Origin of the sequence: Butyrivibrio sp. WCD3002, from assembly GCF_000424265.1 — a bacterium.
GTDB lineage: Bacteria > Bacillota > Clostridia > Lachnospirales > Lachnospiraceae > Butyrivibrio.
In genome coordinates this window covers 19,623-35,402 of record NZ_AUJO01000029.1, presented here as the reverse complement: position 1 = coordinate 35,402, position 15,780 = coordinate 19,623, and the positions used below count along the sequence as shown (strand labels likewise).

Annotated in this window: 11 protein-coding genes; 10 read left to right on the top strand and 1 reads right to left on the bottom strand. The window is 44.4% G+C overall.

Features of this window, described 5'->3' with window-relative positions; translation table 11 throughout:
- A partial coding sequence (locus G608_RS21565) for an RNA-guided endonuclease InsQ/TnpB family protein (RefSeq protein ID WP_081677472.1) occupies positions 1 to 1,068 on the top strand: 1,068 nt, incomplete at its 5' end.
- An 80-nt stretch (positions 1,069 to 1,148) separates the two neighbouring features.
- Here the strand turns inward: G608_RS21565 and G608_RS0116245 are convergent.
- On the bottom strand, positions 1,149 to 2,069 hold the full coding sequence (locus G608_RS0116245; protein WP_026496896.1) for an AEC family transporter: 921 nt from the start codon (positions 2,067 to 2,069) through the stop codon (positions 1,149 to 1,151).
- Between the two features lie 149 nt (positions 2,070 to 2,218).
- Here G608_RS0116245 and G608_RS22650 point away from each other — a divergent pair, with 149 nt between their 5' ends.
- From G608_RS22650 to G608_RS0116200, 9 genes are all read left to right on the top strand, one after another.
- Positions 2,219 to 3,745: a diguanylate cyclase domain-containing protein gene (locus G608_RS22650; RefSeq protein WP_196810229.1), complete on the top strand. Its 1,527-nt coding sequence runs from the start codon at positions 2,219 to 2,221 to the stop codon at positions 3,743 to 3,745.
- A 100-nt stretch (positions 3,746 to 3,845) separates the two neighbouring features.
- Complete coding sequence (locus tag G608_RS0116235) at positions 3,846 to 4,415, top strand: DUF3990 domain-containing protein (protein WP_026496894.1); 570 nt, start codon at positions 3,846 to 3,848, stop codon at positions 4,413 to 4,415.
- Positions 4,412 to 5,227 carry a nitroreductase family protein gene (locus G608_RS0116230; RefSeq protein WP_026496893.1) on the top strand — a complete coding sequence of 272 codons (816 nt, stop codon included), beginning with the start codon at positions 4,412 to 4,414 and terminating at the stop codon, positions 5,225 to 5,227. Before G608_RS0116235 ends, G608_RS0116230 begins: the two co-directional genes overlap by 4 nt.
- A gap of 137 nt (positions 5,228 to 5,364) precedes the next feature.
- Complete coding sequence (locus G608_RS0116225) at positions 5,365 to 7,356, top strand: oxidoreductase (protein ID WP_026496892.1); 1,992 nt, start codon at positions 5,365 to 5,367, stop codon at positions 7,354 to 7,356.
- A 480-nt stretch (positions 7,357 to 7,836) separates the two neighbouring features.
- Positions 7,837 to 8,529 carry a Pr6Pr family membrane protein gene (locus tag G608_RS0116220; protein WP_026496891.1) on the top strand — a complete coding sequence of 231 codons (693 nt, stop codon included), beginning with the start codon at positions 7,837 to 7,839 and terminating at the stop codon, positions 8,527 to 8,529.
- A gap of 183 nt (positions 8,530 to 8,712) precedes the next feature.
- The gene (locus G608_RS0116215) at positions 8,713 to 11,157 is read left to right on the top strand and encodes a GH36-type glycosyl hydrolase domain-containing protein (protein WP_026496890.1); all 2,445 of its coding nucleotides are present in this window, start codon (positions 8,713 to 8,715) and stop codon (positions 11,155 to 11,157) included.
- 13 nt (positions 11,158 to 11,170) lie between these two features.
- A complete protein-coding gene (locus tag G608_RS0116210; protein WP_026496889.1) occupies positions 11,171 to 12,586 on the top strand; it encodes a phosphoglucomutase/phosphomannomutase family protein in 1,416 nt (471 codons plus the stop codon).
- Positions 12,583 to 14,268 (top strand): sensor histidine kinase, encoded by a 1,686-nt coding sequence (locus tag G608_RS0116205; RefSeq protein ID WP_026496888.1) that lies wholly within the window; start codon positions 12,583 to 12,585, stop codon positions 14,266 to 14,268. The genes G608_RS0116210 and G608_RS0116205 overlap by 4 nt, the downstream gene beginning before the upstream one ends.
- Before the next feature lie 99 nt (positions 14,269 to 14,367).
- Complete coding sequence (locus G608_RS0116200; protein ID WP_026496887.1) at positions 14,368 to 15,780, top strand: ABC transporter substrate-binding protein; 1,413 nt, start codon at positions 14,368 to 14,370, stop codon at positions 15,778 to 15,780.

Below are 15,780 nucleotides of genomic sequence, written 5' to 3'. Positions count from 1 at the left end.
AGGGATTACAAATCATTTTTTGAAGCAGTGAAGACATACGCCAAGACACCATCTGCATTTACGGGGCGTCCCCGTATGCCGGGTTATGTACGCCAGGGAAAATACAAGACTGCCATCCTTACGAATCAGATATGCAGGATAAAGGATGATTCCTATATACGTTTTCCCGGAACAACAGATACTTTAAAACTTGGCAGGGACTTTCCCCGGGGGAAACTTAAGGAAGTGCGGATAAAACCACATGGTAAGGACTTTGTGATGGATGTGGTGATCGATGTCTTAACAGTGGGTATAGAGCCTTTGGATGACAAGGATGTTCTCAGATCTCTTTCATCAAAAGATGACATTTCCGATATCAGGGTCATGTCGATAGATCCTGGTACGGACAATATAGCAGCCGTAGCGAACAACTTTGGAGCAGAACCGTTTGTGATAAAGGGCGGACTGATAAAGTCCGTAAACCAGTTCTACAACAAAGAAATGGGGCGGCTCTCATCATGTGCCATGAAGTGCAATAACAGATACCGCACCAGGAAAATGAGTATACTCACTGAAAAGCGCAACAGGCGCATAAAGGATGAGTTCCATAAGATAAGCAGAAAGCTTGCAGACTATGCGAGGGATAACCGTGTGGATGTCGTAGTGATGGGGCATAACGTATTCCAGAAACAGGAAGCGGGTATGGGGCATATCAGTAACCAGAATTTTGTGCAGATACCAATGCTGATATTTGCAGATATGCTAAGATATAAGCTTGCTGAATACGGGATCAGGTTTGCGCTTACGGAAGAGAGCTATACATCCAAAGCGGATTTCCTTGCGATGGATGAGATCCCTGTGTATAAAAAGGGAAGTAATGCTGACTATGTTTTTTCCGGAAAAAGGATAAAACGTGGACTTTACAGGCACTACGATGGGACAATAACAAATGCAGACATAAACGGAGCTGCCAATATCTTAAGAAAAGTATTCCCAAAGGTAACCCAATGGGATAGAGGCATAGTGGACATGCCCTGTTCTTTGGGATGCACTAAGCATCCCAAAGGTTCATGCCGCTCTGCGGCATAACAGAAACCTCTTCCGACGCAGAGTCGGTGGAGGTAGTTCATGCAAAAATGTAGTCTTCCAGTGCGTGAAGTCTGTTTTTATCACAAACACAACCCGCCGACCAGCGGAATTGTCACTACCGACAGCAGAGTTGTAAGGGCAACGCCTCTTGAAGCTGTATCCTCGTCGCCGCTGTAGCACTGGGCCAGCATGGCGGTCATGCTGCCGACGGGAGTAGCGATCATAACGAAGCATACACCAAGGAGAGTATCATCAGTTATGAACAGCTTAAGCAGTGAGATTCCGATGATGGGAATCAGGATAAGCTTAATGAATGCGAAAAACAGAAGGCGGTAATCACTAAGAAGACTTCTGATCTTCATGCCTCCAAGGGCGTAACCTATTACCATCATGCTGAGCGGAACAGTAAGACCACTGAGGGATGAAATAGCATCTGCCAGAGATTCCGGCACATGAACCCTTAGAAGATACAGAGCAATTGAGATGAAAACTGAGATAACCCCCACATTCAGGATGTTTTTCCAGGAAGATGTGGCTTGTGCCTCGGTATCTGAGCTGTTTTGCATAGTCTTGATTCCATAAGTATAGAACAGCAGGTTAAAAGGAAACTGGAAAGTGGCAGCATACAAAAGCCCGATACTTCCGTAGGTTGCAGCCACAATTGGGAAACCCATAAATCCGATATTTGAAAAAATAGTCATAACCCTGTAGGTTCCATAGTTGTTCTTTGGAAGCCTCAGAATATAAGGAATAACCACAGCGCAGAGAATAAGTCCTGCATATATTGCGATAGCGCAAATGGCACAGGTAAGCAGCGCTTCGTTTGAAACATATTCATCTTTATTTATTCCTGCAGACAGCACAAATGCAGGACAGGCAATATTTAGAACAATAGCAGACATGCCCTTACAGACAACATCATTTATCAGCCCTTTCTTGCGGCCGATCATTCCAACCATCATAAGCAAAAATAGGATAAACATCTGCTCAAGTAATATCATGTTTCTAAATCTCCGTTCAATATTTTATACATAATACCATTTATAAACATTCTCTAAAAGTTTTACCTAAAATCTCATTTATCATAAAGCCTATTGTAAAATATATGCATAGCTGAACAATCACTTTGTGGGTGCTGACAATGGTGCATATGAGTTTTGACGATTTGAAACGCCATATTACCGAGGTAACTGATTATACGTCTTTCCTTAAAGAAAACAGGAAGATGGTAAACAGGTACCTTAACACGGTTTTGTGGTTCTGTATTTTAACAGGGCCTGCTATTGCCGTGGGTATTAAGTTCGGCGTTTTTTCAGCAGCCACTTATTATACCTGTCTTACCCTATCTGTGCTGATGCTTGCGGTATCAGTGCTTCATACAATCATTATCAGGATATGCCCTTATTCTGAGCACGCGGGACTGCTTGCTCTTATTTCCATGGAGCTTTTGCTGATGTTCATGGTTTATAACCATATCCATATAAATATGACCTGGTTTTTCATACCTCTTCTCAGCATTCTGTTTTGCGATGCCAGGCTGTTTTTTGTGACGCTTGTTACAAATTACGCCGCAATGTGTATTGCCACCTGGCTGATTTCTCCCTACTATGACAGCATAAATCTGAAATTCAATTCCGCTTTTGATTATTTTTCAAATGCCATGATGGGTTACACCATTGAGACAGTGATCATGCTGGTTGGCGGGCTTACACTGACAAATCTTTTAAGGGATTATTTTTCTGCCCTTATGGAGAAAAACAGGAAGGCCATTGAAGCGACCGAAAGACTCAATAAGCAGATGAACATACTGTTTTCCATGGCTGAAGTCTATGATAATGTAAATCTGATAGATTTAAAATCCATGACGGAGACATCTCTTAGCGATCAGTCCTACGACGTTCATTCTCTTGATTTTGAGAAGCATTCCCACACGGTGATGACACAAGGCATAAAAAATGACGTATCGCCGGAGCATCTCGAGAAATTTCTTGATTTTACCAATTTAAGAACTCTGGGAAAAAGACTTACCGGAAAAAGATTTATTTTCGGCGAGTTTATAAATACAAAAACAGGCTGGTTCCGTGCACAGTATATCAATGTGGAGGCAGATGAAAAGGGCGTGCCCTTCATCGTTGTTTTCACGGTTCAGAATATAAACATGGATAAGCGAAGGGAGGAGGATCTTATAAGGATATCCTTAACCGATGAGCTTACGCAGCTGTTTAACAGACGAAGTCTTGATGATGATCTTGCGCGCTATAAGCATGAGCCTATGGAGGATGATTTTGTTTTTGCGTCCATCGATATAAACAGGCTAAAGGCGACAAACGATACTCTTGGCCATGCTGCCGGGGATGAGCTTATCATTGCAGCCGCAGACTGCCTCTCATCTGCTATCGGTAATTCCGGAAAAGTATACAGAACAGGCGGAGATGAGTTTACGGCAATTATTCACACCACGAATATTTCTGGAATTGATAAAAAAATCAGGGATAAGGTAACGGCCTGGAGCGGAAACTATAGTGAAAGCCTTGCTGTTTCCATAGGATATGCTGCCCATAGGGATCGTCCTGATGCAACAATAGAAGAGCTTAAGAAAATCGCTGATAAATTCATGTACGATGAAAAAGCAAAATATTATCAGGAAACCGGATATGAGCGCCGCGGAAAGGCTTAAAAATTTTTACTTTAAATATTTTAAACAATTTAATTGCAATAAATTATAAAAGTGATATAATCATCCCGTAACAGATCAGCGATTTAAAAAAGGTAATCAGATGATTAATGTATTTCATGCAGGGTATGAGCTTATAATGCGTCCTGACCTTCACAGAGGCAGAAAGAATGCCGACTTTGGTCAGGGCTTTTATGTTACAAAGGATTATGATTTTGCTACAAGGTGGGCTAGAGAAAAGTCCGGAGAGGATGTCATCCTGAACACCTACGAGCTTGACGAGAGCGGATTAAAGATAAAGTATTTAGACAGAGATGAAGAGTGGTTTAGATACATTTTTTCCAACAGAAGGGTTAAGCCCGACGAGTTTTCGGAGTATGATGTAATAGTGGGGCCCATTGCGAACGATACTATTTTCAATACCCTTGGAATTATGACGAGCGGATATCTGTCTGATGAGGAAGCACTTAAGCTTTTGTGCGTAGGACCCATGTATCAACAGGTGGTACTGAAATCTCCGGCGGCAGTAGATAACCTTCATTTTGTATCTGCTGAGAAACGGCTAAGTGAATCGATAAAAGACAATAAGGAGATCCTTGCAAAAGAGGAAGAGAGCTATCTTAATGAAGTGGCGAAGGTTATGCAGGGATTTGACAGGGAGGATAAAAGATGAGCGAATTTTTGGAGCTTGCTAAGGCAAGAAGAAGCGTCAGAACCTTTGACGGGCAAAAGCTTGATGATTCAGTAATAAATGAGCTTAAGGATTTTGCCAGAACCATAAACAATCCCTATGGCGTGCAGGTCAGGTTTGTGTTCCTGGACAAGGATGAAAACAGCCTTTCAAGTCCCGTGCTTTCAGGTGAGAAGACCTATGTGAGCGCGGTAGTAATAAAGGGCGAGCATGCAGATGAAGCCTATGGCTACTCATTTGAAGCTCTTTTGATGCATGCGCACAAGATGGGACTTGGCACCGTGTGGATTGGCGGAACAATGCCGAGAGAAAAATTCGAGAACGCTACAGGTCTTGCAGCTAACGAGATCATGCCCTGCATGAGTCCTCTTGGAAAGACCTCACAGAAGATGTCCATAAAGGAAACTCTGATGCGTAAGGGTGTAAAGGCAGACAGCCGTATTGATTTTGATAAGCTTTTCTTTGAGGGCGATTTTAATACACCGCTTTCTGAGGAAAAGGCTACAGCCGCAGGCGTTTTCGAAGCGCTTGAAAATGTGAGAGTTGCTCCTTCTGCAGTTAATAAGCAGCCTTGGCGCGTAGTTATAGATGGAAACGCAGCACATTTTTATGAGAAGAAGGACAAGGGCTTTGCGACCCCGGATTACGATCTTCAGAAGATTGATGTGGGAATCGGAATGTACCACTTTGAGACGGAGCTTACATTAAAGGGACTTTCTCCAAAGCTTGAGATAAGCGATCCCGGCCTTAAGACTCCGGATGACACAGAGTATATCGCAACCTACAGATGGTAAAATGTTTTCATATCTTCTTGGGAAAATGGTCACATACAGTGGCCATTTTTCTTTTCTATAACCCCCTGTTTGCCTTATAATATTGTATTGAGAAGGTTGGCGCCGCGGCGCCGAAAAAGAAGGTAGGAGGTTACAGAATGAAGTATCAAAAGCTTTTTGAGCCCATTAAGATCCGCGGGATTGAAATCAAAAACCGCTATGCAATGGCACCCATGGGACCCCTTGGTCTTGGTGACTGCGAAGGCGGATGGAACGACAGGGGAATTGATTATTACACAAGACGTGCAAAGGGCGGCATTGGTCTTATCATCACAGGTGTTACATTCTCCGACACAGAGGTTGAAAAGCCCTCTTTCCCCAACACACCCAATTCTACTTATAATCCGGTTCAGTTCGTTAGAACCAGCCGTGAGATGACTGAGCGCGTTCATGCCTATGGAGCAAAGATTTTCCTGCAGATGAGCGGCGGCTTTGGTCGTGTTACTATTCCCACAAACCTTGGCGAATTCCCGCCGGTTTCAGCATCAGCAATACCCCACAGATGGCTTGATAAAACCTGCCGTCCTCTTACAGTTGAGGAGATTCATGGCATAGTTGAGAGCTTTGGAAAGGGTGCCTACAACGCTAAGCGTGCAGGCTTTGACGGCGTTGAGATTCACGCTGTTCATGAGGGTTACCTGATCGATCAGTTCGCTATTTCTTTCTTCAATCACAGAACCGATGAGTACGGCGGATCCCTCGAAAACAGACTCAGATTCGCTAAAGAAATCCGCGAAGAGATCGCTAAGACTTGCGGATGGGATTTCCCTGTAGCAATGAGATTTTCCCTTAAGAGCATGGTGAAGGATTTCAGAAAGGGTGCACTTCCCGGCGAAGAATTCGAAGAGAAGGGCCGCGATATCGAAGAGGGTATCGAGGCAGCAAAGCTTCTTGAAAAGTTCGGCTATGATGCCCTTGATGTTGATGCAGGAACCTATGATGCATGGTGGTGGAATCATCCCCCGATGTATATGGAGAAGGCTCCCTACAGAAAGTATGCAAAGATAACCAAGGAAAACGTAAATATTCCCGTTATCATGGCAGGCCGTGTGGATAATCCCGATCTGGCACTTGATTGCTTAGAGAGCGATGTATGCGACATGATCTCTCTTGGTCGTCCAACCCTGGCTGATCCTGATATTGTAAACAAGATTAGAAGAAATGCCCTTAGCCAGATCCGCCCCTGCATAAGCTGTCAGGAAGGCTGTATGGGACGTATTCAGGCTTATTCACTTACAAACTGTGCCGTTAACCCTCAGGCAGGAAAAGAGAGACTTAATCAGTACAATCCTGTTTGCAAAAAGAAGAAGGTTCTTATTGTGGGCGGCGGCGTAGCAGGAAGTGAAGCCGCAAGAGTTCTTGCAGAGCGCGGACATGAGCCTGTTCTTTACGAGGCAACAGGACGTCTTGGCGGAAATCTTATCCCCGGCGGGGCACCTTCCTTCAAGGAAGATGATCTTGCCCTTGCTAAGTGGTATGAGGATGAGATGGTTCGCCTTGGTGTAGAGGTTCACTTTAATACAAAGGCTACAGAAAAAGAGATACTTGATCCCCAGTACGATGCAGTTATCCTTGCAACAGGCTCAAGACCCAAGATGTTCTCTCTTGGTGATGACGACAAGGTATATGCTGCAGAGCAGGTTCTTCTTGGCGAGAAGGAGACAGGCGATAAGGTAGTTGTTGTAGGCGGCGGTCTTGTTGGCTGCGAGCTTGCACTTGACCTTGCAATGAAGGGCAAGAAGGTAACCATCGTCGAAGCTCTCGATAAGCTTATGGCAGTTAACGGTCCTCTTTGCACAGCAAACAAGGAGATGCTTGAGGAGCTCATTCCCTTCAACGGAATTGAGGTTGTCACAGGCGCTAAGGTTACTGAGTTTAAGGGCGGCGTATTAAAGGCATCCGTTGGCGATGAGACTAAAGAGATCAGTGCAGACAGCGTAGTTCTCTGCGTTGGATATGCAAGTGAGAACACCCTTTACGAAGCACACAAGAACGATGTAGACGAGATCTATCTTCTTGGCGATGCAAGACAGGTTTCCAATATCATGTACGGAATCTGGGATGCCTTCGAAGTAGCTAATCACATCTAATAATTTACAACCTTTCCATACCGGAAGAAGGAAGCCCCCGGACTCTCTGCGGCTATGAACATAAAACTTCGGCTCCGCTCCAAGAGGGTCAGGCAGGCTTTTTTCTTCCGTGCCTCAGGGCATTCCAAAATCTTTCACTGGTTATGAGCATGTGTGATTTTGCATAACTCGTTTATTTTCAACGATAGCATGACTGCATATAGGCTGTGCTATCGCTTGAAAATAAACTCAGACATGTTGCAAAATCACACATATAACCAATGAAAGATTTTGGAATTTCGGCAGAGGAAGAAGAAAGCCTGCCTGACCCTATGGTTCGGAGCCAGAGTTTTACAATAAAGCCACAGAGAGTCCGGGGGGCTTTCTTCCGGTATGGGAAGGTTAATCATTAAATATTCATAAAATGTCAGATGCCTCTTGATAATGATTCGTAACGCGGTAGAATTAAGTTGTGTACGATTCAGGTTCAAGAGGTATTTTATGAGCATTTTTACTGATAATCAGAGAAAAATAAGCTTTTGCCTTAAGACCATTGTTATCCTTTCGGCAGTTATAGGAATCATCTTAAGTGCGAATGCTGGCCGTGGTTTTTTCATGGGTGGTATGAGAACTTTCATGTATTTTACAACCCAGAGCAACATCGCTATGGCTATCATTTCCGCAGTGGGAATATATTATATTCAGCAGGAAAAGCCTGTAAGATGGATATGGAATATTCTGAAGTATCTCGGAACGGTTTCCATAACCCTTACGGGAGTTGTCTTTTGTTTACTGCTTGCGCCTGTTCTTGGTGATAAAGCCTGGACTATTCAAAATATTCTGACCCATGTGGTTGTGCCCGTTGCTTCTGTGGCAGATTTCTTTTTAATCGCAAGATCCATAAGAATCAGCAAGAAAAGTGTATTCCTCGTAGTTGTTCCGCCACTTCTGTATGTGATTTATGCAGGTATCGGATATGCAAAGGGCTGGGAATTTGCAGATGGCCGCAATTACCCATACTTTTTCCTGAACTGGGGAAGCCCCGCGGGAGCCTTCGGCCTTATAAGTGAGCTTCCATTCTTCGGCACAGCGTGGTGGATCATCATACTTCTAGTTTTCCTGATACTGGTTGGAAGACTGTATCTGGCAATCGCAGATTACCTTCGTAAGAAGTCATCAAATAATAAACAATAACGTCCTAAAACTTCCCATACCGGACATATTAAGAACCCCGGGTTTCTTTTTTTGTCCGGCATGGGAGGTTTTAGCAGCATATATGTCTCATTTTGGCGTAATACAGTTAACACGCCAAGATGGGACATTTTATTTTGGCCCCATTTTCTTAAACTAAAGACAGAAAAGTTAATGGGGGTTTTTATGAGATACGGATATTTTGATGAAAAGAATAATGAATATGTAATAGACAGGGTTGATATTCCAACATCATGGACCAATTATCTAGGCGTGGAGGATATGTGCGCTGTTGTAAATCACACTGCGGGAGGATACCTTTTTTACAAGTCTCCCGAATATCACAGGATAACAAGATTTCGCGGCAATTCCATTCCCATGGACAGACCCGGTGACTACATCTACATAAGGGACAACGAGGATGGGGATTATTTCAGTATCTCCTGGCAGCCTGTGGGGAAGCCTTTAGACGTTGCAAAATATACCACCAGACACGGCATGAGTGTAACCACCTATGAATGCGAGTATAAGGGATTATGGGCCAGTGAAAAGCTCAGCATTCCTATTGGTGATAACGCACTTATCTGGGATGTCGTAATCAGAAATGAAAGTGACCACACAAGAAATCTCAGCGTATTTTCTTATGCTGAATTTTCTTTCCATCATGTTCCAATAGATAATCAGAATTTTCAGATGAGCCTTTACTGTGCAGGCTCAGAGTACAAGGATGGGATAATACTTCACGATCTTTTCTATGAGGAAGAAGGGTATCAGTATTTCACGGCAAGCTTTGAACCCGACGGCTTTGAGTGCCTAAGGGATAAATTCATCGGAACCTACAATACCGAGTCAAACCCTGAAGCAGTGCAGAAGGGAAAGCTTTCAGGCTCCTATGAAAAAGGCGGAAATCACTGCGCCGGGCTTTCTAAGAATTTAGAGCTAAAAAAGGGTGAGTCTGTAAGGCTTATCTATTTTCTTGGTGAGGGCGGCTATGATGAAGCAAGAGCTATCAGGGAAAAATACAGCGACCCGGCAAAGCTTGATGCTGCCTACGAAAGGCTTAGGGAGTTCTGGAAAAATAAGCAGAGATCCTTTGCCGTTTCAAGTCCTGAGAAGGGTATAGATACCATGATAAATACCTGGACACTGTATCAGGCTGAGATAAATGTAATGTTTTCAAGGTTCGCATCCTTTATAGAGGTGGGCGGAAGAACCGGGCTTGGCTATAGGGATACGGCCCAGGATTCCATGACGGTCATAGCAAGTAATCCTGCAGGCTGTAAAAAGAGAATCGTAGAGCTGCTACGAGCACTCACAACAAGAGGTTATGGCATCCATCTTTTTGAACCCGGATGGTTCTTGCCTGAGGATGAGAAAGAAAATAAGAAAAAGCCCTTTAAGTCTCCAACAGTCATTCCGGAGCCTGAGGCTTCATCTAAGGTTCACGGCCTCTCAGATGCCTGCTCCGATGATGCACTCTGGCTTGTGCCTTCAATCACAGAGTATGTAAAAGAGACAGGAGATGTGAGCTTTATAAATGAGGAATACGGCTATGCGGACGGAGGATCCGGAAGCGTTTATGAGCACATGAAAAGAATAGTTCTGTTCTCTCTTTCGGAGGTTGGCGAACACGGAATCTGTAAGGGACTTAGAGCTGACTGGAATGACTGCCTCAACCTTGGAGGCGGAGAAAGTGCGCTGGTTTCGTTTCTTTTATACAGAGCTCTGATCTGCCTTAGAGAGACAGCTGAATATGTGGAAGATACGGTTTTTGCAGAGGAGCTTACAGAAAAAATAGATGGCCTTACAAAGCAGCTTGATGATGTTTTGTGGGACGGAGACTGGTATCTTAGGGGCTTTACGGGTTCCGGCAGAAAGATTGGAACAAAGGAAAATAAGGAGGGGCAGATTCATCTTGAATCAAACGCATGGGCAGTTTTGTCGGGAGCAGCAAAGGGCGACAGAGCAAAAAGAGCCCTTGACTGCGTCTATGAAAGACTTGCCACTCCCTACGGAATCATGCTGAATGCTCCTGCATTTACAGAGCCTGATGATGAGATTGGTTTTGTGACAAGGGTGTACCCAGGACTTAAGGAGAACGGGAGCATTTTCTCTCATCCAAATCCCTGGGTATGGTCTGCGGAATGCAGGGTAGGAAATGGGGAGAGAGCCTTTGAATACTATAGAAGTCTTTGCCCCTATTATCAGAACGATGATATTGAAAGAAGATGGGCTGAGCCCTATTCCTACTGTCAGTTCATTTCCGGAAAGGACCACACAACCTACGGAAGGGCACATCATCCCTTCATGACAGGTAGCGGCGGCTGGGCATATTTTGCTGTGACCCATTACCTACTTGGAGTAAGGCCCGGTTTTGATAAGCTTATTGTTGATCCTTGTATACCAAAGGAATGGGACGGCTTTGAAGTATCAAGAATTTTCCGGGGAGCTGTCTACAACATCAAAGTTACTAATCCGGAGCATGTTCAGAGCGGAGTGAAAAGCGTAGTAGTTGACGGCGCAGAAAAAGACTGCGGCTATGATATGGATTTTTCACAGGGCAGAAGCGTAGCTGTAATTCCTGCAAGCAGAGCCGGGGAAGTACACACAGTAGAAGTGGTAATGGGTTAAAGGGGGCGAAAGTATGATCAAATTCGGAACAGGCGGATGGCGTGCCATAATAGGTGATGGCTTTACCAAGGAAAATGTTCAGATTCTTGCAAGTGCCATGGCTGCTAAGATGAAGGCTGAGAAAGTAGCAGATAAAGGAATTGTTCTTGGCTATGACAGAAGATTTTTATCTAAAGAAGCAATGCAGTGGGCAGGTGCAACCTTTGCGGCAGCAGGCATAAAGGCAAGTCTCATAAACAAATCGAGCCCCACACCCCTTGTAATGTTCTATGTTATGAAGCATGAGCTTCCCTATGGAATGATGGTGACGGCAAGTCACAACCCTGCTATTTATAACGGCATCAAGCTTTTTACCTATGGGGGCAGAGATGCTGATGAGGAGCAGACAAAAGAGGTTGAGGAATACATAGGAAGGGTCACACTTCCCGTGGAAGCCATGGATTATGATGATGCAAAGGCAGCAGGTCTTATCGAGGAATTCTATCCCATAAATGAATATATAGATAACATTCTCGATCGCATAAATGTGGATTCAATAAAGGCTGCGTCACTGCGAGTGGCTCTTGATCCCATGTACGGCGTAAGTGAGACTGCCATAAAAACAATTCTCCTTACCGCTAGGTGCGAAATGGAGACCATCCACGGCCGGCACGACACACTTTTTGGAGGAAAGCTTCCGGCACCAAATGAGCCTGCCATGAGCCTTCTTAAATCAACGGTTATCGACAATCGCTGCGATATAGGAATTGCCACGGATGGCGACGCCGACAGAATAGGCGTTGTGGATGATAAGGGAAGATATTTATCTCCAAATGATATTCTGGTTCTTTTGTACTACTATCTTGAGAAATACAGAAATGAGAAAGGACCTGTAGTCAGAAATCTTTGCACCACACATATGCTTGATAGGATTGCGGAAAAATTTGGCGAAAAGTGCTACGAGGTTCCTGTTGGTTTTAAGCACATATCAGCTAAAATTACTGAAACAAATGCGCTTATTGGCGGAGAGTCCTCCGGCGGACTTACGGTGAGAGGTCACATAAACGGTAAAGACGGCGTATATGCAGCGGCTCTTCTTGTTGAAATGCTGGCTGTAACAGGTAAGAAAATATCTGAGATGTACGATGATATCAGGGAGGAGTTCGGACAGTTTTACATGCTTGAAAACAACTACTCCTTCAGGGCTGAAAAAAAGCCTGAGTATCAGAGGATTCTTATGGAGGATAAGGTGGTTCCTACCTTTGAAACAGAGGTTGCAAGTACTTCCTATCTGGATGGCTGTAAGGTATACTTTAAAAATGGGGGATGGGTATGTGTAAGGTTTTCAGGAACAGAACCACTTCTTAGGATTTTCTGTGAGATGCCCGATAAGGCCCTTGCGGAAAAGACCTGTGATGCTTACAAAAATCTGTTGGGGTTGGAAGAATGAAAAAAAGAAATTCTCTTAAATGGCAGATGCTAAGACTTCTTGCACTGGGGTGGATTGTGCCCCTTACTGTCATTCTGGTGGTTTTCCTTGTGGTGGTTTCAGGAAGAATCGACAGACAGAGTCAGCGTATAATAAATACATCTATGGAAAAGGCGGCGGATATCAGTATCCTCCGCCTTTTGGACTGCATCGATTCATCAAAGGATGCATCCTACCTTTCGTATATCGGAGACTACTGGGCAGAGTACCAAAGTAGCGGCGATTCGGGTGATTTATACAACAAGGTTACCACCTTTTTATCAGCCCATTATAAATACGATCCGAGCTTTGACATCACTGTTCTTATTTTTACAGATGAGCCTGACACCCTGTATTACACGGGAAATACCACAGGAAGGGGAAGCGTTTCAAGGTTTAAGTTTTTTACTGATTCCGTAAAGGATAAGGCTCTTGAGATTTCCGAGGATCTGGACACAAGGACAGAGTTCTTTGCCATGGAGGGCCATGTGTATATGATAAGAAATCTTCTTGGAAGAGGCTTTAAAAAGTATGCGGTTCTTGTTATGGAAATTAATCCGGAAGAGGTATTTGAGAGCTTAAAGAGCGTGTGGGAATATCAGGGCATGGACGTCTCCTTTAACGGAGAGAGGCTATATGGCGAGGGTAATTACAACACCTCGGGCGGCTTTATCAGCTGTGACAGGAAAAGCGTAGATGGATATTTTACTTTTTCCGTTGCCTATGATGCAACAGCTGTGGGGCTGGAGAGAAGGTCCATAAATATCACATTTATAATACTTTTGATTTTCCTTTTGCCACTGGTGCTTCTTATGTTTTTCTTCTTTAACAGCAGGATCAACAGGCCTATTGCAACACTTACTGCTGCATCTAAAAAGATTGCCGAGGGCGAGTACGGGGAGGTTGTGGAAGAGCCAAAGGGCCATAGCGGTGAGATCGCTGACCTTACAAGGAACTTCAACAAGATGAGTACCAAGCTTGGGGAGCAGTTCAATAAGATTTTCGTTGAGGAGATTGCTCTTAGAGATGCCAATATTCACGCCCTGCAGTCCCAGATCAACCCTCACTTTTTAAATAACACCCTTGAAATCATCAACTGGGAAGCCAGAATGAATGGTCAGGAAAAGGTGTCCAGCATGATCGAGGCGCTGTCTGTAATGATGAGCGCCACCATGGACAGAAACAGGCAGTCCCTTATTGCGCTGTCCGAGGAGCTTGAGTATGTAAACGCATATATCTACATAATAAAGTGCAGATATCAGGACAGGTTCATCTATGAGGAGCATATAGATAAATCCCTTATGCATGTGATGGTGCCAAGGCTTATCATTCAGCCGGTCATTGAAAATGCTGTTGAATACAGCTATTCAGAGGATGGAATCAGAAGGGTTCGCCTTGAGATAGAAGGGACTCAGGATAATGAAAAAATCGATATGAGGATAAAGATAATAAATCCCGGAGTTCCAAGTGATGAGGATTTTGCAAAGATAAAAGAGCTTTTAACGGATACTATGGACATAAAGCCTCTTGAGGAGCGCTCGACGAGAATCGGAATTCGCAACGTGCACAGGAGACTGAGGATACTGTATGGTGCCGAAAGCGGCCTTACAATCGAGACCGATGGAAACAATAATACTATCAGCACTATTTTTGTCAAAAATTGACAATTTCAGCAATCTGATTTAATCAGGAGCACTGCTATCCTTAAATTAGATAATACGAAACATGATGCGCGTATGGTATCGCGCAGAAGGGAGACATGTATGAAGTTAAAAAATCTGACAGCAGTGCTTATGAGCGCCATTATGACAATTAGCGTAGCTGGATGCAGCGGCACAGCAACGGAGGCTCCTGCAGATACTGGAGCAGAAACAACAGGAGAGAGTTCTGTAGAGATATCTGACGAATCTACAGCTACCTCAGCTAAGGCAGGCGGATCCGCAGAGATCACTGTAACGACTACCTTCGCAGGTGAAGACAGCAACGCACAGAATTACAAGAGTGCGGTAGCTGACTGGGAAAATGAGACAGGCAACACCGTCAGCGACACCTCTGCAACAAGTGATGAGACCTTCAAGACAAGGATCATCACAGACTTTGAGACAGGCTCAGAGCCTGACGTGCTTTTCTTCTTTAACGGAGCGGATGCAGATGACTTTGTTAAGGCAGGAAAGGTTGTATCAATTGATGACATCAGAGCAGAGTTCCCTGAGTATGCATCCAACATGAACGATGATCTTATCGCAGCATCACCTGCTGATGGCGTTAAGTACGCAGTTCCTGTAAACGGATACTGGGAAGCAATGTTCGTAAACACCAAGGTTCTTGAGGATGCCGGTGTAGCAATGCCCGGCGCAGATTATACATGGGATCAGTTCCTTGCAGACTGCCAGAAGATCAAGGATGCAGGCTATGCTCCTATCGCAGCAGCTCTTGGAAACATTCCTCATTACTGGTGGGAGTTTGCTATCTACAATCAGCAGACACCGGATAATCATCTGAATATTCCCGGCAGCGCAGATGATGCTACAGGAAAACAGTGGGTGGCAGGACTTGAGGATATTAAGGACCTCTATGAGAAAGGCTTCTTCCCTGATAACACACTTTCAGCAACAGATGATGAGACCTTTGCTATGTTTACCGATGACAAGGCAGCATTCCTTCTTGATGGTTCATGGAAGGTAGGCGGTATCGTTGGTTCCTGCCAGTCTGATCCCGATGATCCCAGCACCCTTGATGAAGAAAAGCTCAGTCACTTCGACGTTACATATTTCCCCGGCAAGGGCAACAGAAAGACAACTGATCTTGTGGGCGGACTTTCAATGGGTTACTACATCACAACCAAGGCATGGGAGGATCCCGACAAGAAGGCAGCAGCTGTAAGCTTTGTTGAGCACATGACAAGCGATGAGGTTGTTCCTGTTTTTGCACAGCACACAGCATCAGCACTTAAGAATGCACCTCAGGTTGATTCAAGCAAATTCAATGCTCTTCAGGTTAAGGCAATGGATATGATGAGCGGAGTTACAAGTCTTACAGGCGCAGTTCAGGATATGTTCAACGGTGACTGCAGAGTTTCTACCTTTGACGGAATGCCTGATATCGTAACAGGCGGCGTTTCTGCGGCAGATGCAGTTCAGGAAGGTATCGACGTTTATAAGGATTCAGCTGAGTAA

What these genes read in the sequence shown, in the direction of transcription:
- G608_RS0116245 (WP_026496896.1), bottom strand. Translation starts at nt 2,069, where the DNA reads ATGATATTACTTGAGCAGATGTTTATCCTATTTTTGCTTATGATGGTT.
- G608_RS22650 (WP_196810229.1), top strand. Translation starts at nt 2,219, where the DNA reads ATGAGTTTTGACGATTTGAAACGCCATATTACCGAGGTAACTGATTAT.
- G608_RS0116235 (WP_026496894.1), top strand. Translation starts at nt 3,846, where the DNA reads ATGATTAATGTATTTCATGCAGGGTATGAGCTTATAATGCGTCCTGAC.
- G608_RS0116230 (WP_026496893.1), top strand. Translation starts at nt 4,412, where the DNA reads ATGAGCGAATTTTTGGAGCTTGCTAAGGCAAGAAGAAGCGTCAGAACC.
- G608_RS0116225 (WP_026496892.1), top strand. Translation starts at nt 5,365, where the DNA reads ATGAAGTATCAAAAGCTTTTTGAGCCCATTAAGATCCGCGGGATTGAA.
- G608_RS0116220 (WP_026496891.1), top strand. Translation starts at nt 7,837, where the DNA reads ATGAGCATTTTTACTGATAATCAGAGAAAAATAAGCTTTTGCCTTAAG.
- G608_RS0116215 (WP_026496890.1), top strand. Translation starts at nt 8,713, where the DNA reads ATGAGATACGGATATTTTGATGAAAAGAATAATGAATATGTAATAGAC.
- G608_RS0116210 (WP_026496889.1), top strand. Translation starts at nt 11,171, where the DNA reads ATGATCAAATTCGGAACAGGCGGATGGCGTGCCATAATAGGTGATGGC.
- G608_RS0116205 (WP_026496888.1), top strand. Translation starts at nt 12,583, where the DNA reads ATGAAAAAAAGAAATTCTCTTAAATGGCAGATGCTAAGACTTCTTGCA.
- G608_RS0116200 (WP_026496887.1), top strand. Translation starts at nt 14,368, where the DNA reads ATGAAGTTAAAAAATCTGACAGCAGTGCTTATGAGCGCCATTATGACA.